Origin of the sequence: Pseudoalteromonas sp. ESRF-bin5 (genome assembly GCF_002632075.1) — a bacterium.
Taxonomy (GTDB): Bacteria; Pseudomonadota; Gammaproteobacteria; order Enterobacterales; family Alteromonadaceae; genus Pseudoalteromonas; species Pseudoalteromonas marina.
Genome location: NZ_NTLW01000138.1, coordinates 1 through 21721, shown reverse-complemented (window position 1 = coordinate 21721; position 21721 = coordinate 1). Strand labels below are relative to the sequence as shown.

Annotated in this window: 17 protein-coding genes and 1 tRNA gene; 15 read left to right on the top strand and 3 right to left on the bottom strand. The window is 43.0% G+C overall.

The genetic code is table 11. The annotated features are described in order from the left end of the window. Positions 1 to 7: 7 nt before the first annotated feature. From cysN to cysG, 3 genes are read right to left on the bottom strand one after another with little or no spacing between them, the layout of a single operon-like run. Positions 8 to 1432 carry a sulfate adenylyltransferase subunit CysN gene (gene cysN, locus BCG07_RS07590; RefSeq protein WP_010557704.1) on the bottom strand — a complete coding sequence of 475 codons (1425 nt, stop codon included), beginning with the start codon at positions 1430 to 1432 and terminating at the stop codon, positions 8 to 10. Continuing rightward, positions 1432 to 2331 (bottom strand): sulfate adenylyltransferase subunit CysD, encoded by a 900-nt coding sequence (gene cysD, locus BCG07_RS07585; protein ID WP_006791269.1) that lies wholly within the window; start codon positions 2329 to 2331, stop codon positions 1432 to 1434. The genes cysN and cysD overlap by 1 nt, the downstream gene beginning before the upstream one ends. 51 nt (positions 2332 to 2382) lie before the next feature. Next, positions 2383 to 3807, bottom strand: coding sequence for a siroheme synthase CysG (cysG, locus tag BCG07_RS07580; RefSeq protein WP_138740756.1), 1425 nt, complete (start codon positions 3805 to 3807; stop codon positions 2383 to 2385). A 277-nt stretch (positions 3808 to 4084) separates the two neighbouring features. Here cysG and deoC point away from each other — a divergent pair, with 277 nt between their 5' ends. The 15 genes from deoC to BCG07_RS07505 all read left to right on the top strand — a co-directional run. Continuing rightward, positions 4085 to 4825: a deoxyribose-phosphate aldolase gene (gene deoC / locus BCG07_RS07575; protein WP_243531907.1), complete on the top strand. Its 741-nt coding sequence runs from the start codon at positions 4085 to 4087 to the stop codon at positions 4823 to 4825. Between the two features lie 10 nt (positions 4826 to 4835). Then, the gene (locus BCG07_RS07570) at positions 4836 to 5684 is read left to right on the top strand and encodes an SPFH domain-containing protein (protein ID WP_243531904.1); all 849 of its coding nucleotides are present in this window, start codon (positions 4836 to 4838) and stop codon (positions 5682 to 5684) included. Between the two features lie 106 nt (positions 5685 to 5790). Beyond that, a tRNA-Trp gene (locus tag BCG07_RS07565) sits at positions 5791 to 5867 on the top strand. A gap of 132 nt (positions 5868 to 5999) precedes the next feature. Then, positions 6000 to 6377, top strand: a complete 378-nt coding sequence (secE, locus tag BCG07_RS07560; protein WP_006791265.1) for a preprotein translocase subunit SecE — start codon at positions 6000 to 6002, stop codon at positions 6375 to 6377. A gap of 4 nt (positions 6378 to 6381) precedes the next feature. Next, entirely contained in the window at positions 6382 to 6939 is a 558-nt protein-coding gene (gene nusG, locus BCG07_RS07555) for a transcription termination/antitermination protein NusG (protein WP_006791264.1), read from the top strand. Between the two features lie 214 nt (positions 6940 to 7153). Then, on the top strand, positions 7154 to 7582 hold the full coding sequence (gene rplK, locus BCG07_RS07550) for a 50S ribosomal protein L11 (protein WP_002958879.1): 429 nt from the start codon (positions 7154 to 7156) through the stop codon (positions 7580 to 7582). A 3-nt stretch (positions 7583 to 7585) separates the two neighbouring features. Next, positions 7586 to 8290: a 50S ribosomal protein L1 gene (rplA, locus tag BCG07_RS07545; RefSeq protein ID WP_006791263.1), complete on the top strand. Its 705-nt coding sequence runs from the start codon at positions 7586 to 7588 to the stop codon at positions 8288 to 8290. A 320-nt stretch (positions 8291 to 8610) separates the two neighbouring features. Then, complete coding sequence (rplJ, locus tag BCG07_RS07540) at positions 8611 to 9105, top strand: 50S ribosomal protein L10 (protein WP_006791262.1); 495 nt, start codon at positions 8611 to 8613, stop codon at positions 9103 to 9105. Between the two features lie 73 nt (positions 9106 to 9178). Continuing rightward, complete coding sequence (rplL, locus tag BCG07_RS07535; protein WP_006791261.1) at positions 9179 to 9541, top strand: 50S ribosomal protein L7/L12; 363 nt, start codon at positions 9179 to 9181, stop codon at positions 9539 to 9541. A gap of 270 nt (positions 9542 to 9811) precedes the next feature. Then, entirely contained in the window at positions 9812 to 13837 is a 4026-nt protein-coding gene (gene rpoB, locus BCG07_RS07530) for a DNA-directed RNA polymerase subunit beta (RefSeq protein WP_006791260.1), read from the top strand. Between the two features lie 104 nt (positions 13838 to 13941). Continuing rightward, entirely contained in the window at positions 13942 to 18117 is a 4176-nt protein-coding gene (rpoC, locus tag BCG07_RS07525; protein ID WP_006791259.1) for a DNA-directed RNA polymerase subunit beta', read from the top strand. Between the two features lie 194 nt (positions 18118 to 18311). Further along, on the top strand, positions 18312 to 18686 hold the full coding sequence (gene rpsL / locus BCG07_RS07520; RefSeq protein ID WP_002958885.1) for a 30S ribosomal protein S12: 375 nt from the start codon (positions 18312 to 18314) through the stop codon (positions 18684 to 18686). Positions 18687 to 18783: 97 nt separating this feature from the next. After that, positions 18784 to 19254 (top strand): 30S ribosomal protein S7, encoded by a 471-nt coding sequence (rpsG, locus tag BCG07_RS07515; RefSeq protein WP_004588211.1) that lies wholly within the window; start codon positions 18784 to 18786, stop codon positions 19252 to 19254. Positions 19255 to 19281: 27 nt separating this feature from the next. Beyond that, the gene (gene fusA / locus BCG07_RS07510) at positions 19282 to 21396 is read left to right on the top strand and encodes an elongation factor G (RefSeq protein WP_286889613.1); all 2115 of its coding nucleotides are present in this window, start codon (positions 19282 to 19284) and stop codon (positions 21394 to 21396) included. 62 nt (positions 21397 to 21458) lie between these two features. Further along, positions 21459 to 21721, top strand: a 263-nt coding sequence (locus tag BCG07_RS07505; protein ID WP_286889611.1) for a GTP-binding protein, incomplete at its 3' end; no start/stop codon positions are given.

Here is a 21721-nt window from a genome sequence, read left to right as displayed (position 1 = left end):
AATAAACTTACAGTTTCGAAATATCAAGCGCTTGCCAATGCGGGAAGTGCTTGCGTACTAAGCTATTAAACTCAACTTCAAAGTCACTGAAATCGCTTTTGCTTTTCTCGCTTTGTAGTACGTGTTCAATCATACCGGCTGCTACCGTTAAGTTAGATAAACGGTCAATTAGAATGAAAGAGCCTGTTTCGTGGTTATTGTGGTACTCGTCGGCCAAAATAGTTTCGGTTAGTTCAAGCGTTACAATAGCAATTTCGTTTAGCTGTAATGAATCGGCAGAGCCGTGTTCAAGCGTGTTTACATCAATAGTGTGGTCAATCTTTTTAACCACAGCAGATGTGTTTTTGCTGCCCAGTTTTAGGTTGTAGTTTTTACCTAGCACTAATGGCGATTCGTGCATCCATACAATTTTAGCCTGAAGCTGATTAGTAACAGCGGCGGTTGAACTTGCCGGTACGATTACGTCGCCGCGGCTAATGTCTATTTCACTGTTTAGCGTAATAGTAATTGCTTGGCCTGCTTCTGCTGTGTCTAGGTTGCCATTAAAAGTGACAATTTCTTTAATGCTTGATGTTTTACCCGACGGTAATACTTTTACAGCGTCGCCTACTTGTAGCTTGCCCGATGCTAATGTGCCCTGAAAACCACGAAAGTTTAAGTTAGGGCGTATTACATATTGCACGGGTAAACGTGCTTCAAAACCGGTATCGGTTTGTGCCGCTGGCGAGTCTTCTAAAAGCTCAAGCAGTGGTTTGTCGGTGTAATACGGTGTATGTGCAGAGCGCGTTACTACGTTATCGCCTTTAAGCGCCGACATAGGCACAAACTTGATGTTTGTTACATTTAGTTGCTCAGCAAATTTAAGGTAATCGGCTTTGATTTTTTCATAAACGGTTTCGTCAAAATCAACGATATCCATTTTATTAATGGCTACAACAAACTGTTTAATACCTAGCGAGTCACAAATAAAGCTATGGCGTTTAGTTTGTACTTGCACGCCGTAACGCGCATCAACCAAAATAATGGCGACATCGCTTGTTGATGCACCCGTTACCATGTTGCGTGTATATTGCTCGTGGCCTGGTGTGTCGGCAATAATAAATTTACGCTTAGCCGTTGAAAAGTATCGGTATGCTACGTCAATGGTAATGCCTTGTTCGCGTTCAGCTTGTAGGCCATCTACTAGTAATGCAAGGTCAAGATCTTCACCTGCGTTACCTACTTTTTCGTTGTCTTTGTGAAGCGCTGCTAGCTGATCTTCATAAATTTGGTGGCTGTCGTGTAATAGGCGGCCAATCAGTGTTGATTTACCATCATCTACGCTGCCACAGGTAAGCATGCGCAATAAGCTTTTGTCTTGTTGGCGTGCTAGGTAGGCGTCTATGCCTATTTCTTTTACTTCGTTAAATGTATCGTTATTTTGGCTAGACATTAGAAATACCCCTCACGTTTTTTCTTCTCCATTGAGCCTGCTGAGTCATGGTCAATAACGCGGCCTTCGCGTTCTGATGACGTAGATAACAGCATTTCTTCAATAATTTCGGTTAGTGTACTGGCTGTAGATTCAACGGCGCCGGTTAGTGGGTAACAGCCTAATGTACGAAAACGGACCGATTTCATTTGTGGTACTTCGCCTTCTTCAAGTGGCATACGTTCGTCATCAACCATAATAAGGGTGCCGTCACGTTCAACTACAGGGCGCTCTTTAGCTAGGTAAAGCGGAACCATTTCGATGTTTTCTTGATAAATGTATTGCCAAATATCAAGCTCAGTCCAGTTAGATAACGGGAATACACGAATGCTTTCGCCTGGGTTTACTTGACTGTTATAAGTATTCCAAAGCTCTGGACGTTGGTTTTTTGGATCCCAACGATGGTGCTTGTCGCGGAACGAGTACACACGTTCTTTTGCACGTGATTTTTCTTCGTCGCGGCGAGCGCCACCAAAGGCTGCATCAAAACCGTATTTGTTAAGAGCTTGCTTTAACCCTTGGGTTTTCATTATATCGGTATGCTTACCAGAGCCATGAGTAAAGGGGCCAACGCCCATTGCTAAGCCTTCTGGGTTTTTGTGTACCAGTAGGTCAAAGTCGTACTCTTTTGCTATGCGGTCGCGAAATTCAATCATTTCACGAAACTTCCAGTCGGTGTCTACGTGTAATAACGGAAACGGAATTTTTGCAGGGTAAAACGCTTTACGCGCTAAGTGCAGAAGTACCGACGAGTCTTTACCAATTGAGTAAAGCATTACTGGGTTCTCAAACTCAGCGGCGACTTCGCGCATGATTTTGATACTTTCAGCTTCAAGTTGCTGAAGATGAGTTAAAGCCATTGTTAGTCGTCCTACTAAAATGATTAAAAGTTATAAAATTAAATTTGGTTACTAATGTGCTATATCGGTTAACGGTTGCGCATAGCTACTTGTTTGGTTGTTTTGCCCAAACCACGCAAGCTGCGAGTGTAAGGCAGCTACTTCACCAATAATAAGTAATGCTGGCGATACAATCCTGTTGCGTTCAATTAAATTGGCAAGCTCACCTAATTGGCCTGTTACTACACGTTGATTTTTGCGCGTGCCATTTTCGATCACGGCAACTGGCGTGTCGGCTTTGCGGCCATGCTGTAATAGTTCTGCTTGAATGTGTGGTGACTTAATTACGCCCATGTATATAGCAAGTGTTTGGTTTGGTTTAGCCAGTGATTGCCAATCAAGTTCTTGGCCGTCTTTTTTACAGTGCCCTGTTACAAACTGAATAGCTTGGGCATGATCGCGATGCGTAAGCGGAATACCTGCATACGCACTACACCCTGCTGCAGCTGTAATACCCGGTACTATTTGGTAATTCACCTTGTTGGCAGCTAGTACTTGTACTTCTTCACCGCCTCGGCCATAAATAAAGGGATCTCCTCCTTTAATTCGGCATACTTTTTTACCTTGTTTAGCTAGGTCAACCAACATTTGGTTAGTGTCTTCTTGAACAACACTATGGTCGCCTAAGCGTTTACCAACACAAATTAGGTCTGCATCACGACGAACAAGCTCCATAATTTCGTCAGACACTAAAAAGTCGTAAACAACGACATCAGCCTGTTGCATAAGTTGCAGTGCTTTAAGGGTTAAAAGTTCTGGGTCGCCAGGGCCTGCCCCTACCACATAAACTTCGCCCTCGGGCTCGGCTTTAGCGTCTAGCATTTGTTCAAGTTGTTGCTCAGCACCTTGGGTGTCGCCGGTTTGTACTTTACTCACAACTGATGAGTCGAACACGCCTTCCCAAAATTGGCGGCGATCAGAAAAGTGCTTAAAGCGCTGTTTTACTTTATCTCTAAAGCCACCCACCAATGTAGCAAGTGGGCCAATGTGTTGTGGTATTAATGTCTCTAACTTTTCGCGTAGACGACGAGCAAGTACAGGGGCTGTTCCCGCACTCGAAATAGCAATTGTAATAGGGTTACGGTCAACAATAGAAGGAAATATAAACGTACATTTAGGTTGGTCATCAACCACGTTTACAAACACATTGCGAGCATTGGCAAGCTCAAACACCGTGTTGTTAACTTCGTCTCGATCGGTTGCTGCAATAACTAGCATTTTTCCGTCTAGGTGTGATTCGTCAAAGTAAGCGTCTATTAGGGTCACTTCGTTGTGTTGTGCGTGTTCTTTCAATTCGTCACAAAACCAAGGCGCCACTAAGGTTACTGCAGCACGGGCTTTTAAAAACGCGCGACACTTACGTAATGCGACCTCTCCACCGCCAACAACCAATACAGGTTTGTTGTCGAGTTTGGTAAAGATAGGTAAATATTGCACGTTGGTAACACCTCTAAACAATTTTATAGAACGCTTTAATCTGTTGCGCAGAATATAGCGGCTATGTGTAAGTAAAAAATAATTAAAACCAAGTTGATATAACCAAAAGTTATATTGGGTAGCGGTTTTAAGCCTAAGACTGAGTTAACAAGGGATTGCGACTAGTTACAAGTAAAATAATAAGCTTAGAGTGTTTGGTTATGAGCTATAGCGAGTTTTTTTTAATTTGTTAATATGAGGCATATTAATTTTACCCAAGCAGGGCAAGGGAGTCCGTATGACAAAACAACAAGACGCATTACTCGCAGTAGAGCTTATGGATTTAACTAGCTTAAACACAAGCGACACTACAAAAGACATTAAAGCTCTGATCAATAGTATTAGGCCTGCACTAGGCACGCCAGCTGCGGTGTGTGTGTATAGTGATTTTGTAGACGATGCAAAAATAGCGCTTGCTGCACGAGAGCTTAGCCACGTTAAAGTAGCAACGGTGACTAACTTCCCAACGGGTGATGCCCCGTTAAGCGATGTAATAAACGAAACTCTCATAGCTATTGAACGTGGTGCAGATGAAATCGACCTTGTTATCCCCTATAAAAAATTAACGGCAGGGGATACGCAAGCCACGCTTAAGTACGTAAGTGAAAGTAAAAAAGCGTGCGGCACTAAAGCTCAGCTAAAAGTAATTATAGAAAGCGGCGAGCTAAAAACAGAGTCGTTGATTGCTCAAGCGACCGAACTGGCTATCAAAGGCGGCGCTGATTTTGTAAAAACGAGTACAGGCAAAGTCGCTATAAATGCGACGCTTGAGTCAACTAAGGTAATGTTAACGACCATTAAAAATTCAGGTAAACGTGTTGGTTTTAAAGCTGCCGGCGGTGTTAAAACGGTGGCTGATGCCAGTGAATATTTAGCACTAGCCCGTTCAATAATGAGCGATGACTACCTTCAAGCCACCACATTTAGGTTTGGTGCTTCAAGCCTATTAAGCGATGTATATAAAGTATTAGAGAAATAAAGGACAAATAATGAGAGCAAGAAATTCAGGGATGCAAAGTTTGGTTAATAATTTAGTTAAAGGTGCTTTTGTTGTTGGCGTAATTGGGTTTGGATTAACCGCATGCACTAACCCAAGTACGCCAGCGGGTGAAGAGGGCTATGTTTACGAAAAACCACGAGTATTTGGTGAAGGTGGTTACCAAGGCACCATGATAGGGCCTGCTAATTATGGTATGTCATTACTGCGTAATGAAGTGGTAAACATAGATATGCGGCCTAATACGTATACCGAAACATTTAGAATATTAGCTAATGATGATTTAAACATAAAATTTGATTTTCATGCTGTGATTGCCATTCAAAGTGGTTCAGTGCAAACCGTTGTTGAACAATACGGAGCAGAGAACTGGTACAAACGTTTTGTGCGTGAAACGTTCAGAACTTACGTAAGAGATACTGTGCAGAAATACGACAGTGGTGAACTTAAAACAAACCGCGAAAAAATAGCCCAAGAGGTCACACTGCGTTTACAAAATTATTTATCAACCACCCCCTTTGAGCTTGCCAATGTGGTTGTAGGTAATATTAACTACCCCGATATTGTTGCTAATGCGGTAGAGAAAAAACTAGCTGCGCAGCAGTTACTTGCTGAAAAAGAAACACAAAAAGAAATTGCGCGTAAAGATGCAGAAATACGTGTTGAAGAAGCAAAAGGCATAGCGCAGGCACAAAAAATTATTAACGCCACGCTTACAGCTAATTATTTACAACATGAAGCCATAAATGCGCAAATAAAAATGGCCGAGTCGCCAAACCATACAACGGTTTATATTCCTGTGGGTAATAATGGCGTGCCACTTGTTAAAGGGGCGAATTAAGCCTTTTTAATATTAAGTACTTAATTGTTTATAGAGATTTTGCATTACGGGTATCTTTTAGGCTTGTGTAAATGATTTGCGTAAGTATAATAGGCATCCACTTTGCAGGGGCGTAGTTCCAATTGGTAGAACAGCGGTCTCCAAAACCGACGGTTGGGAGTTCGAATCTCTCCGCCCCTGCCAATTTACTCATTAATATGAGTAAGTCTGGGGTTAAAAATCGGTTTAAATAAGTCTGTTTTTAAGTTTAGATTTTAATGGATTAACCCTGCCGGCGTGTAGGGTTGTTGTGTCTGTAGTTAAGGTAATAATATTATGAGCACGAATGTAGAAACACCATCAAGCGGGATGGAGTCAGTGAAGTGGTTAGTAGCAATCGCGCTACTTGCAGGCGCAGTTGTTGGTAACCATATGTATGCAGATCAGTCTGTATTACTACGTGCTATCGGCGTTGTTGTTGCAATAGCGGCCGGATTAGCCATTGCCTCACAAACTTTTAAGGGACGTACCTTTCTTGCTTTCGCTAAAGAAGCGCGAATTGAAGTACGCAAAGTTATTTGGCCTACGCGTCAAGAAACTACCCACACGACATTAATTGTAATGGTTGCAACCGTGATTATGGCACTTATCCTTTGGGGATTAGATGGCATTTTATTCCGCGCTGTTGGCTTTTTAACTGGATTGGAGATCTGATCCCATGTCGGATGAGAACAAAGAAATTAAATTACGTTGGTACGTAGTACAAGCATTTTCTGGTTATGAAAAGCGTGTAGCTCAAACGTTAACTGAACACATTAAAATCGAAGGTCTTGAAGAGAGCTTTGGTGAAATATTAGTACCAACTGAAGAAGTGGTTGAGATGCGCGCAGGTCAAAAGCGTAAATCTGAGCGTAAATTCTTTCCAGGCTACGTACTAGTACAAATGGATATGAATGACGCTAGCTGGCACTTAGTAAATAGCACAGAGCGTGTAATGGGCTTCATTGGCGGTACATCTGACCGTCCAGCGCCAATTAGCTCTAAAGAAGCTGATCGTATTCTTAACCGTCTACAAGAAAATGCTGAAGCACCTAAGCCTGCTACATTATTCGAACCAGGTGAAGTAGTGCGCGTAACTGACGGTCCATTTGCAGACTTCAGTGGTGTAGTTGAAGAAGTTGACTACGAAAAAAGCCGCGTAAAAGTATCTGTACTTATTTTTGGTCGTTCTACGCCAGTTGAGCTTGAATTTGGTCAAGTTGAGCAAGATAAGTAATTGATTAAAAAAGCTTCACTGCTGAAATTTTAAATTTTGGCACGAAGCTTGAAAAAGGCCGCTGATTATCTTATAATCAGCGGCCTTTTTGTATAAAGGTAAAAATTTATTTTTACAGTACAAAAAGTACGAAACCAATTTTTAAACTGGGAAGCCGTTAGAGTACGCGTCCTCGCGCGCACAAGGCTAAGACCCACCAAATGAGGTATTTATAATGGCTAAAAAAGTTGAAGCTCTAATCAAGCTACAAGTTGCCGCTGGTATGGCTAATCCTAGTCCTCCAGTAGGTCCTGCACTAGGTCAACACGGTGTAAACATCATGGAATTCTGTAAAGCGTTTAACGCACGTACAGAGTCTATCGAAAAAGGCGCTCCAGTTCCTGTAGTGATCTCTGTTTACGGTGACCGTTCATTTACGTTCGACATGAAAACGCCACCTGCTGCTTACTTACTTAAGAAAGCTGCTGGTATCAAGTCAGGCTCAGGCCGTCCTAACACTGACAAAGTAGGTACAGTAACTCGTGCTCAACTTGAAGAGATTGTTGAGACAAAACGAACTGACCTTACAGCTGCCGATATGGACGCAGCGGTTCGCACTATCGCAGGTTCTGCGCGTGCGATGGGCTTGAACGTAGAGGACTAAGAAATGGCTAAATTAACTAAACGTATGCGTACTATCCGCGAAAAAGTGGAAGTAACTAAAGATTACGAAATCAATGAAGCAGTTGCTCTTTTAAAAGAGTTAGCGACAGCTAAATTCGTAGAAAGTGTTGACGTTGCTGTTAACCTTGGTATCGATGCTCGTAAATCTGACCAAAACGTTCGTGGTGCAACTGTACTACCTAACGGTACTGGTCGTGACGTTCGCGTTGCAGTATTCACACAAGGCGCTAACGCAGAAGCTGCGAAAGAAGCCGGTGCTGAATTAGTAGGTATGGAAGATCTTGCTGAGCTAGTTAAAAAAGGCGAGATGGATTTTGACGTTGTTGTTGCATCTCCAGACGCTATGCGTGTTGTTGGTCAACTAGGTCAAATCTTAGGTCCACGTGGTCTAATGCCAAACCCTAAAACTGGTACTGTAACACCTAACGTTGCAGAAGCAGTTAAAAATGCTAAAGCTGGTCAAGTGCGTTACCGCAATGACAAAAACGGCATCATCCATACTACTATTGGTAAGGTTGATTTCACAGCTGAGCAACTTCAACAAAACCTTGAAGCTCTAATTGTTGCACTTAAGAAGGCTAAACCTTCTCAAGCTAAAGGTGTTTACTTGAAAAAAGTAACTATCTCTACAACAATGGGCGCAGGTGTTTCTGTTGACCAAGCTACTTTAAACACAGTAGTTGCTTAATTTAGTGTTTACATGGCACGAAATTTGTACTATAATTTCGCGCCATTTTGTTGATTAATTTATTAATTAGCAAAATAAAGAATTCGGGTTGAAGTCCATAATTTCGGTGCGCCTCTGGCAAAGCGATAAATTGGGCTTCCGTCCAAGACCGTAGGCGGCTTTGGCCTTAATTTTACCTACGTAGACGGTGTAGACCCCAGATAGATTTTTCCTAATCCTTCTGGCTCTCGCCGTAAAAAGCATCTCTACCTTTTTGGTAGGGAAGAGTAGAACAGGGGAAACCGATTGTCGGTAACCCCATTAAACCAGGAGTAACACCCATGGCTTTAAATCTTCAAGGCAAAAAAGCAATAGTTGCTGAAGTCAACGAAGCAGCCAATGGTGCTCTATCTGCAGTTGTTGCAGATTCTCGTGGTGTAACAGTTGGCGCAATCACTGCCCTTCGTAAAGAAGCTCGTGAAGCTGGTGTATGGATGAAAGTTGTTCGTAACACTTTAGCAAAACGTGCTCTTGAAGGAACAGATTTTGAGTGTCTTTCTGATTCATTTGTTGGTCCAAGCTTAATCGCTTTCTCATCAGAGCACCCAGGTGCTGCTGCGCGTATCTTTTCAGATTTCGCGAAAAAGAATGAGAAATTCGAAGTTAAAACGGCCGCTTTTGAAGGTAACGTAGTAGATGCAGCTATGCTTGCAACTCTACCTACATACGACGAAGCTGTTGCACGCTTAATGAGTGCTATGAAAGAAGCGTCTGCTGGCAAATTGTGTAAAACAATTGAAGCAGTACGTGTACAGAAAGAAGAGCAAGCTGCTTAATTTTAAGTTGTTTAATCCTTTCGGTGTAAAATTTATTTGGACCTAGAGTCCGTTAATTATTAGGAAATTTGTAATGTCTGTATCTAAAGACCAAATCCTTGACGCAATTGCTGAAATGTCAGTAATGGACGTTGTTGCTCTTGTTGAAGCAATGGAAGAAAAATTCGGCGTAACTGCTGCAGCTGCTATGGTAGCTGGTCCAGCTGCTGAAGCTGCTGAAGAGAAAACAGAATTTGACGTAATCCTTACTGGCGCTGGCGCTAACAAGGTTGCTGCAATCAAAGCTGTTCGTAGCGCTACAGGCCTTGGCCTTAAAGAAGCTAAAGCTCTTGTTGAAGCTGCTCCTACACCTGTTAAAGAAGGTGTATCTAAAGAAGAAGCTGAAGCACTTGCAAAAGATCTTACTGAAGCTGGTGCTGAAGTTGAGGTTAAGTAATTTAGCTTACGCTAAGTTCGCTGCCTGAGAAATCAGGCAAGGGCTGGTGATTATTTAATCACCGGCCTTTTTGCGCTATGGAGTGATGCACTCTTATAGCGCAAATAAAATCTAATTATTTCTTTACTTTCAACGCTTTATAGTTTGCTAGTGTTGAAAAGGGATTTAATTAGAACAACAATAAAATGTTGTAAATCTTGGCATAGCTGCCAGTTAAGTCTGTTCTTACAAGAACAGGTCGGGTCAAAGATCAGCAAGCTGAGGAACCCCATGGCTTACTCTTATTCTGAAAAGAAACGTATCCGTAAGGATTTTGGTAAACGTCCACAAGTTTTGGATATACCTTTTTTACTGTCTACACAGTTAGAATCGTTTAAAAAATTCTTAGTGCCGGACGCTGATGGCGATCATGGTTTGGAAGCTGCCTTCCGTTCTGTGTTCCCTATAAAAAGCTACTCGGGAAATTCTGAGCTTCAATACGTAAGTTACCGTATTGGTGAGCCAGTTTTCGATGTAAAAGAATGTCAAATTCGCGGTGTGACTTATTCTGCTCCACTTCGCGTGAAACTGCGTCTTGTTGTTATGGACAAAGAAGCTCCAGGCACAGTTAAAGACATTAAAGAGCAAGAAGTTTACATGGGCGAAATTCCGCTCATGACCGATACCGGTACCTTTGTAATCAATGGTACAGAGCGTGTTATCGTTTCTCAGCTACACCGTAGCCCTGGTGTATTCTTTGATAACGACCGCGGTAAAACTCATTCATCAGGTAAAGTATTATATAACGCACGCGTTATTCCTTACCGTGGTTCATGGTTAGACTTCGAATTTGATGCAAAAGATAACTTATATGTACGTATTGACCGCCGTCGTAAATTACCGGCGTCTATCATCTTACGTGCACTTGAGTACTCTAGTGAAGAAATCCTAGATATCTTCTTCGATACTACTGCGTTTGAAGTAGCTGACGGTAAAGTTCTAATGGAACTTGTACCTTCACGTTTACGTGGTGAAACTGCCGCTTTTGATATCAAAGGCGAAGACGGTGAAGTACTTGTTGAAAGCGGTCGTCGTGTTACGGCTCGTCACATCAAGAGTATCGAGAAAAAAGGCATTACTCAGTTAGAAGTACCTCATGAGTACATCATTGGCCGTATTATTTCTAAAAACTACGTTGATGAATCAACGGGTGAAGTTATTGCAAATGCGAATGATGAATTAACTCTTGAGCTTATGGCTGAATTAGTTAAAGCCGGTCACACTACCATTGATACGTTGTACATCAATGAAGTGGACAGCGGTGCTTACATGTCAAATACATTGAACATTGACTCTTCAAGCAACCGTTTAGAAGCACTAGTAGAAATTTATCGCATGATGCGCCCAGGCGAGCCACCGACGAAAGACGCGGCTGAAGCCTTATTCCAAAACTTGTTCTTCTCTGAAGAACGTTACGACCTATCAACTGTTGGTCGTATGAAGTTTAATAGCCGTGTTGGTTACGATTCTGACACAGGCCCAGGCACATTAAGCAAAGAAGACATCGTGTCTGTTATGAAAGTATTAATTGCTATTCGTAACGGTCAAGGCGATGTTGATGATATCGACCACTTAGGCAACCGTCGTATACGTAGTGTTGGCGAAATGGCTGAGAACCAATTCCGTGTTGGTCTAGTACGTGTAGAACGTGCTGTACGTGAGCGTTTAAGCTTAGGTGACCTTGACGCGATAATGCCACAAGATCTTATTAACGCTAAGCCTATTTCGGCAGCGGTTAAAGAGTTCTTCGGCTCGTCTCAGTTATCACAGTTTATGGACCAAAATAACCCGCTATCAGAAGTAACGCATAAGCGTCGTATTTCTGCATTAGGTCCGGGCGGTCTAACACGTGAGCGCGCTGGCTTTGAAGTACGTGACGTTCACGTAACTCACTACGGTCGCGTATGTCCAATCGAGACTCCTGAGGGTCCAAACATCGGTCTAATTAACTCATTGTCTACGTACGCACGTACAAATGACTACGGTTTCTTAGAAACACCTTACCGCAAAGTGGTAGACGGTGTAGTAACTGATGAAGTTGATTACTTATCAGCCATTGAAGAAGGTCAGTTTGTTATCGCACAGGCAAACTCAAACTTAACTGAAACCAATGAGTTTGTAGATGAACTTATTCCATGTCGTCACAAAGGTGAATCAACCTTTATGGGCCGCATGGACCAGCAATATATGGATGTATCACCACAACAGGTGATCTCTGTAGCAGCAGCACTTATCCCGTTCCTAGAACACGATGATGCTAACCGCGCATTGATGGGTTCAAACATGCAACGTCAAGCAGTACCAACATTGAAAGCGGATAAGCCGTTAGTAGGTACAGGTATTGAGTTAACACTAGCGAAAGATTCTGGTGTAACGATTGTTGCAAAACGTGGTGGTGAAGTAATGTATGCCGACGCAAGTCGCATCGTTGTAAACGTACATGAAGAAGAACGCATCCCTGGTGAAGCGGGTATCGACATATACAACTTAACCAAGTACACACGTTCTAACCAAAATACATGTATTAACCAAAAACCAACGTGCATGGTTGGTGAACCGGTTACTCGTGGTGACGTGTTAGCAGATGGTCCTTCGACTGACTTAGGTGACTTAGCCCTTGGTCAAAACCTTCGCGTGGCATTCATGCCATGGAACGGTTATAACTTCGAGGATTCAATCTTACTATCAGAGCGCGTAGTTGAAGAAGATCGTTTAACGACTATCCACATTCAAGAACTACAGTGTGTTGCCCGTGACACTAAATTAGGTCCAGAAGAGATCACTGCAGATATCCCTAACGTGGGTGAGTCTGCACTAGGCAAGCTTGATGAATCAGGCGTTGTTTATATTGGTGCTGAAGTTAAAGGCGGCGATATTCTAGTAGGTAAAGTGACTCCGAAAGGCGAAACACAGCTTACACCTGAAGAGAAGCTACTGCGTGCTATCTTCGGCGAAAAAGCATCTGACGTTAAAGACAGCTCTTTACGTGTACCAAACTCTGTAACTGGTACAGTAATTGACGTGCAAGTTTTCACCCGTGATGGCGTTGAAAAAGATAAGCGTGCGTTAGAGGTTGAAGACATGCAGCTTCGCGAAGCGAAGAAAGACTTCAACGAAGAGTTCCGTATTCTTGAAGCTGGCGTTTTAGAACGCGCTCGTAAGCTACTTGTAGCTGCAGGCTTTGATGAAAACAACTTAGTGTCATTAAATGCTGAAAAACTATTAACTCAAAGCCTTGCTGAAGAAGATAAGCAAGCTGAACTTGAGCAACTAGCTGCACAGTACGATGAACTTAAAGCTGAATACGATAAGAAGTTTGAAAACAAACGTCGTAAAATTACTCAAGGTGATGACTTAGCACCAGGCGTACTTAAAATTGTTAAAGTATACCTAGCTGTTAAACGTCGTATCCAACCGGGTGATAAAATGGCGGGTCGTCACGGTAACAAAGGTGTTATCTCGACTATCGTACCAGTAGAAGATATGCCATACGATGATAAAGGTCGTACGGTAGATATCGTACTAAATCCACTAGGTGTACCATCGCGTATGAACATCGGTCAGATCCTTGAAACACATATGGGTCTTGCTGCACGTGGTATCGGTGAACGTTTAGAAGAAATGATGAAAGAGCAACGTGAGCTTCATGAGCTACGTGAATTCATCAAGCAAGCTTACGAAATTGGTGAATCTCGCCAAGTTGTAGACATTGCAAGTTTCTCTGATGACGAAATTCGTCGCCTAGCTGAAAACTTAAAAGGTGGTTTACCAATCGCTACTCCTGCATTTGATGGCGCTAAAGAAGACGAAATCAAAGACATGCTAGAGCTTGGTGGATACCCTAGAAGTGGTCAGGTTACACTTTATGATGGCCGTACTGGCGATCAGTTTGAACGTCAAGTAACTGTTGGTTACATGTACATGCTTAAACTTAACCACTTGGTTGATGATAAGATGCACGCACGTTCTACTGGTTCTTACAGCCTTGTTACTCAGCAGCCGCTGGGTGGTAAAGCACAGTTCGGTGGCCAGCGTTTTGGTGAGATGGAAGTATGGGCACTAGAAGCTTACGGTGCTGCTTACACTCTACAAGAAATGCTTACAGTGAAATCGGATGACGTGAATGGTCGTACTAAGATGTATAAAAACATCGTTGATGGTAACCACAAGATGGAACCAGGTATGCCAGAATCGTTCAACGTATTGTTGAAAGAAATCCGCTCACTGGGTATCAACATCGAGTTGGAAGAAAATTAAGCCAATTAGATGCTGCAGTTGACGCTGCAGCATCTGTTACGGCTGAATAGAATGTAGGGACGAGATTACCCGTCCTCGAGATTAACTCCGACAGGAGAGCTAAGGTGAAAGACTTACTTAAGTTTCTGAAGCAACAAAATAAGACCGAAGAATTCGATGCAATTCGCATTGGTCTTGCTTCACCAGACATGGTTCGTTCATGGTCATACGGTGAAGTAAAGAAACCTGAGACTATTAACTACCGTACTTTCAAGCCTGAGCGCGATGGCTTATTCTGTGCCCGTATTTTCGGCCCAGTGAAAGATTATGAGTGTTTATGTGGTAAATATAAACGCCTTAAACACCGTGGTGTGATCTGTGAGAAGTGTGGCGTTGAAGTTACACTGACCAAAGTGCGTCGTGATCGTATGGGTCATATTGACCTTGCGAGCCCAGTAGCACATATATGGTTTTTAAAATCATTACCGTCACGTATCGGCTTAATGCTAGATATGACGCTTCGTGATATTGAACGTGTTCTTTACTTCGAATCATTCGTAGTAACTGAGCCTGGTATGACAACGCTTGAGCGTGGTCAGTTACTAGGTGAAGAAGAGTACCTAGATGCATTAGAAGAACATGGTGATGAGTTTGAAGCGAAGATGGGTGCTGAAGCAGTTTTAGACTTGCTTCGTGAACTTGATCTTGGCCAATTAATTGCTGAGATGCGTGAAGAGTTACCAACAATTAACTCTGAAACTAAGCGTAAAAAAATCACTAAACGTCTTAAGTTAATGGAATCATTCCACCAATCAGGTAATAACCCTGAGTGGATGATCATGACAGTACTTCCAGTATTGCCACCTGATCTACGTCCATTAGTACCACTAGACGGTGGTCGTTTTGCGACATCTGATCTAAATGACCTTTACCGTCGTGTTATTAACCGTAACAACCGTCTTAAGCGTCTATTAGATTTAGCAGCACCAGACATTATCGTACGAAACGAAAAACGTATGTTACAAGAAGCGGTAGATGCGCTACTTGACAACGGTCGTCGTGGTCGTGCTATTACAGGTTCTAACAAGCGTCCGCTTAAATCTCTTGCTGATATGATCAAGGGTAAGCAAGGTCGTTTCCGTCAGAACTTACTTGGTAAGCGTGTAGATTACTCAGGCCGTTCTGTAATCACAGTAGGTCCTACACTTAAGCTTCACCAATGTGGTCTTCCTAAGAAGATGGCACTTGAGCTATTCAAACCGTTTATCTACGGCAAACTAGAGCGTCGCGGCATGGCTACGACAATCAAAGCTGCTAAGAAAATGGTAGAGCGTGAAGTAGCGGAAGTATGGGATGTATTAGACGAAGTAATTCGTGAACATCCGGTATTACTAAACCGTGCACCAACACTTCACCGTTTGGGTATCCAAGCGTTTGAGCCTGTGCTTATCGAAGGTAAAGCGATTCATTTGCATCCATTAGTATGTGCGGCTTACAACGCCGATTTCGATGGTGACCAAATGGCGGTACACGTACCGTTAACAATCGAAGCACAGCTTGAAGCACGTGCATTGATGATGTCAACAAACAACATTCTATCTCCTGCGAATGGTGAGCCAATCATCGTTCCTTCACAGGATGTTGTATTGGGTCTTTACTACATGACCCGTGATTGCATCAACGCAAAAGGCGAAGGCGCAATATTTAAAGATCCTAAAGAAGCAGAAAAAGCATACCGTAGCGGTAATGCAGACCTTCACGCTATTGTGAAAGTACGTATTAGCCAGTCAGTTGCTAATGAGCACGGTGTAGTAGAAGATACTACAACGGTTATCGAAACAACGGTAGGTCGTGCAATTCTGTCTCTAATTTTACCAACTGGTATGCCGTTTGAGTCAATCAACCAGCCACTAGGTAAGAAGCAGATTTCTAGCTTGTTGAATGAGTGTTACCGTCGCTTAGGCCTTAAAGACACCGTTGTGTTTGCTGACCAAGTTATGTACACCGGTTTCCATTACGCAATGAAGTCTGGTGTTTCTATCGGTATCGATGACTTAGTTATCCCACCGGTTAAAGCGCAGATCATTGAATCAGCAGAAGCTGAAGTAACTGAAATCAACCAACAATTCCAATCAGGTCTTGTAACGGCTGGTGAGAAGTACAACAAAGTTATCGATATCTGGTCACGTGTAAATGAAAACTTATCACGTGAGATGATGGCTAACTTGTCGAAAGACACAGTAACCAACGCGAAAGGTGAAGAAGTAGAGCAACCGTCATTTAACTCAGTGTTTATGATGGCCGACTCAGGTGCTCGTGGTAGTGCCGCTCAGATCCGTCAGCTAGCAGGTATGCGTGGTCTAATGGCACGTCCAGATGGTTCAATCATCGAGACACCAATCACGGCTAACTTCCGTGAAGGTCTAAACGTACTTCAGTACTTCATCTCAACTCACGGTGCGCGTAAAGGTCTTGCCGATACAGCACTGAAAACAGCGAACTCGGGTTACTTAACGCGTCGTCTAGTAGACGTAGCACAAGATTTGGTAATCAACGAAGACGACTGTGGCACAGAAGATGGCTTAACAATGAAACCGCTTATTGAAGGTGGTGATGTTGTAGAAGCGCTTCGCGAACGTGTACTAGGTCGTGTTGTAGCTGAAGATGTTGTTATTCCAGGTACTAATACTGTACTTGTAGAACGTAATATCATGCTTGATGAAAAACTGTGTGACCTTTTAGAAGAGCACTCGGTTGATGAAGTACGCGTACGCTCAGTTATCACATGTGATAATGACTTTGGTGTATGTGCTAACTGTTATGGTCGTGACCTTGCACGTGGTCATATCATCAACGCAGGTGAATCAGTAGGTGTTATCGCGGCACAGTCAATTGGTGAGCCGGGTACACAGCTTACTATGCGTACATTCCACATCGGTGGTGCGGCATCTCGAGCGTCAGCTGAAAATAATGTACAAGTTAAAACTAACGGTACGTTAAAACTTCACAATGCTAAGTATGTATTAAATACAGACGGTAAAATTGTTATTACGTCTCGTTCAACGGAAATCACTATCATCGATAGTCATGGCCGTGAAAAAGAGCGTTATAAAGTACCTTATGGTGCAGTATTAACAGTTCAAGACAATGCAGAAGTTCAAGGTAACGACATTGTTGCTACTTGGGACCCGCATAGTCACCCAATCGTTCTTGAGCACAAATCAAAAGTATCGTTTAGCGATATCGATGACTCGAATACAGAGACACAAACCGATGAACTAACTGGTTTGACTCGTATTGTAGTTAAAGACCTTGCTAAAGCGAATGCTAAAGAGCCTAAACTTATCATCGAAAGTGATGAGCGTGGTCTGCAAGAAACACGTCTTCCTTCATTCACAACGATTGAAGTAACAGACGGTGCGACTGCAAACCCAGGTGACGTGTTAGCACGTATCCCGCAAGAAGGCTCTAAAACTCGTGATATCACGGGTGGTCTACCACGCGTAGCCGACTTATTTGAAGCGCGTAAGCCAAAAGATCCAGCTATCTTAGCTGAAATCACCGGTACTATTAGCTTCGGTAAAGAGACTAAAGGTAAGAAGCGTTTAGTTATTACTCCAGCTGAAGGCGATCATTACGAAGAAATGATTCCTAAGTGGCGTCAACTTAACGTGTTTGAAGGTGAACAAGTATCTAAAGGTGAAGTAATCGCCGATGGTCCTGAATCACCACATGACATCTTACGCCTACGTGGTGTGACTCATGTTGCTAACTACATCGTTAACGAAGTGCAAGAGGTTTACCGTTTGCAAGGCGTTAAGATCAATGACAAGCACATTGAAACAATTATCCGTCAAATGTTACGTAAATGTACCATTTTACACGGTGGTGATACTGACTTCTTAGCTGGTGAACAAATCGAAGTGGCGCGCGTTAATATCGCAAACCGTGACCTTGAAAAACAAGGTAAGATCCCAGCGAAGTTTGAAATCCAGTTAATGGGTATTACTAAAGCATCACTAGCGACAGAATCTTTCATCTCTGCAGCGTCTTTCCAAGAAACAACACGTGTTCTTACAGATGCAGCAGTGAATGGTAAGAGCGATGAGCTTCGCGGTCTGAAAGAAAACGTAATTGTGGGTCGTTTGATCCCAGCCGGTACCGGTTTTGCGTATCATCAAGATCGTATGGCTCGCCGTAAACAAAGCAAAGAAGTAGTAGAAGAGCAAACAGTAAGCGCTGAAGAGGCAACTCAAGCACTAACTGATGCACTAAATGCTGATTTGTCTGGAAATCAATAAACTGTTCTTAATCAATAGATTAAGAGATCGTAAGGCAGTTAAGTGCTGTCTTACGGTTAGTTTAGGTTGACAGGTTAAACTTTGCTCATTAAAATTCCGCCACCCATTTACTTGTGTGCTTATCGTAGGCAGGTAATAAAGGGCGGATTTTTTTATTTTTTTCAGTAGTAATTTTAATTTCAGGAGCTATTTAAATGGCAACTATTAACCAGCTAGTGCGTAAGCCACGCCGTAGCAAGGTTACGAAAAGTAACTCAGCTGCACTAAAAGCGTGTCCGCAAAAGCGCGGTGTATGTACTCGTGTATATACAACTACACCTAAGAAACCAAACTCAGCGTTACGTAAAGTAGCTCGTGTACGTTTAACTAACGGTTTCGAAGTAACATCTTACATCGGTGGTGAAGGTCATAACCTTCAAGAGCACAGTGTAATCCTAATCCGTGGTGGTCGTGTTAAAGATTTACCAGGTGTGCGTTTTCACACTGTACGTGGTGCACTTGACTGTGCAGGCGTTAGCGACCGTCGTCAAGCTCGTTCTAAATACGGTGCAAAACGCCCTAAAGGGTAATTGTATTCCGTTAGTAAGGCCAAGCACTAAATATTATTAATTATTGTTTTGGGTGATTGTTCCAAAAGGACAAACCTGAATAAACCGGAGATACAAAATGCCTAGAAGACGCGTAATAGGTCAACGTAAAATTCTTCCAGATCCTAAGTTCGGATCGGAACTTCTTGCTAAATTCGTTAACATCGTAATGTTAGACGGCAAGAAATCTACTGCTGAAAAAATTGTTTATGGTGCGCTAGACGTGGCTGCTGAGAAATCAGGCAAGTCGCACCTAGAAATCTTTGAATCTGCACTTGATAACATCCGTCCACAGGTAGAGGTTAAATCTCGCCGTGTTGGTGGTTCAACTTATCAAGTACCAGTTGAAGTACGTCCAGTTCGTCGCAACGCATTAGGTATGCGTTGGTTAGTAGACGCTGCACGTAAGCGTGGCGAAAAATCTATGGGCTTACGTTTAGCTCAAGAAATCGTTGACGCTGCTGATAATAAAGGCACTGCGGTTAAGAAACGTGAAGACGTTCACCGTATGGCTGAAGCGAATAAAGCATTCGCTCATTACCGTTGGTAATCTGTCCTTAACCTTTAAGAGGATCATATGGCACGTACAACTCCACTTGAGCGCTACCGTAATATCGGCATAGTAGCTCACGTAGATGCAGGCAAAACCACCACAACAGAACGTGTTCTGTTCTACACTGGTCTTTCTCATAAGATCGGTGAAGTACATGATGGCGCTGCAACTATGGACTGGATGGAGCAGGAACAAGAGCGTGGTATCACAATCACTTCTGCTGCAACAACGTGTTTTTGGAAAGGGATGGACGCTCAATTTGACGCCCATCGTATCAATATTATTGATACTCCAGGACACGTAGATTTCACTATCGAAGTAGAGCGTTCTTTACGCGTACTTGATGGTGCGGTAGTTGTGCTTTGTGCTTCTTCTGGTGTACAGCCGCAAACTGAAACAGTTTGGCGTCAAGCGAACAAATACGAAGTTCCAAGAATGATCTTCGTAAATAAAATGGATCGCACGGGCGCTGACTTTTTAGCTGTTGTTAGCCAGGTGAAATCTCGTCTTGGAGCAACGCCTGTTCCTATTCAGTTGCCAGTAGGCGCTGAGGACGACTTTAAAGGTGTTATTGACCTTATAAAAATGAAAGTGATTAACTGGAACGAAGCGGACCAGGGTATGACTTTCACATATGAGGCAATACCGGCAGACCTTCTTGAGTTAGCTGAAGAATGGCGCTCTCATTTAGTTGAAAGCGCTGCTGAAGCCTCAGAAGAACTAATGGACAAATACTTAGAAGGTGAAGAGTTAAGTGAAGCAGAAATTAAAAATGCTTTACGTCAACGCACATTGGCCAATGAGATTGTTCCAGTAACTTGTGGAAGCGCATTTAAAAACAAAGGTGTTCAAGCGGTGCTTGACGGCGTTGTAGAATACATGCCTTCACCAGAACAAGTTAAACAAATCCAAGGTATCTTAGAAGATGGTACCGAAGAGGAACGTCCAGCTGATGATAAAGCGCCGTTTGCTGCACTTGCATTTAAAATTGCAACAGACCCGTTTGTTGGCACTTTAACCTTTTTCCGTGTTTACTCTGGTACTGTTAAACAGGGTGACGCGGTATACAACCCAGTTAAAAGTAAGCGTGAGCGACTTGGCCGTATCGTACAGATGCATTCAAACTCTCGTGAAGAGATCAAAGAAGTCTACGCAGGCGACATCGCGGCGGCTATTGGTCTTAAAGACGTTACAACAGGTGAGACACTGTGTGCTCCGAATTCAATTATTACGCTTGAGCGTATGGAATTCCCAGAACCAGTTATCTCTGTTGCGGTTGAGCCTCGCACAATCGCTGACCAGGACAAGATGGGTATCGCGCTAGGTAAACTAGCGGCCGAAGATCCGTCTTTCCGCGTACAAACTGACGAAGAATCAGGCCAGACAATTATTTCTGGTATGGGTGAACTTCACCTAGATATTATCGTCGACCGTATGAAACGTGAATTCAGTGTTGAATGTAACGTTGGTAAGCCGCAGGTTTCATATCGTGAAGCTATTCGTTCAACTGTAGAAGTTGAAGGAAAGTTCATTCGTCAATCAGGTGGTCGTGGTCAATATGGTCACGTTTGGTTGAAGCTTGAACCGATGGATATTTCGGATGATGATTCTCCAATTTACGAATTCGTTAACGAAACCGTAGGTGGATCAGTTCCTAAAGAATACATCCCAGCGGTAGACAAAGGTATCCAAGAGCAAATGTCTCAAGGTGTACTGGCAGGCTATCCTTTACTTGGCGTTAAAGCGACTTTATATGATGGTTCGTTCCATGATGTAGATTCGAATGAAATGGCATTTAAAATTGCAGGTTCATTAGCTATGAGAGACGGTGCGCTTAAAGCAAACCCAGTTCTTTTAGAACCACTAATGAAGGTTGAGGTAATCACTCCTGACTCAAACATGGGTGATGTAGTTGGCGACTTAAACCGTCGTCGCGGCATGATCGAGGGCATGGAAGATGCACTTGGTGGACTTAAGCAAATAAATGCGCAAGTTCCACTGTCTGAAATGTTCGGTTATGCGACTGCTTTACGTTCTGCAACTCAGGGTCGTGCTTCTTACTCTATGGAGTTTTTGAAGTACGCTGAAGCCTCAAAGCAGGTTGCAGATACAATAATTTCAGCTCGCGCTGTAATATGATTTTAGCTTGTCTGGCTCAATAGTGAGTCAGGCTTTAATTTCTTAATTAGGAATTTTTTAAGATGGCAAAAGAAAAGTTTGAACGCGTAAAACCGCACGTAAACGTTGGTACAATCGGCCACGTTGACCACGGTAAAACTACACTAACTGCAGCAATCACTAACGTACTTGCAAAAGTATACGGCGGTGTTGCTAAAGATTTCGCATCAATCGATAACGCTCCAGAAGAGCGCGAGCGTGGTATCACAATCTCAACTTCACACGTTGAGTACGACACACCAACTCGTCACTACGCACACGTAGATTGTCCTGGTCACGCCGATTA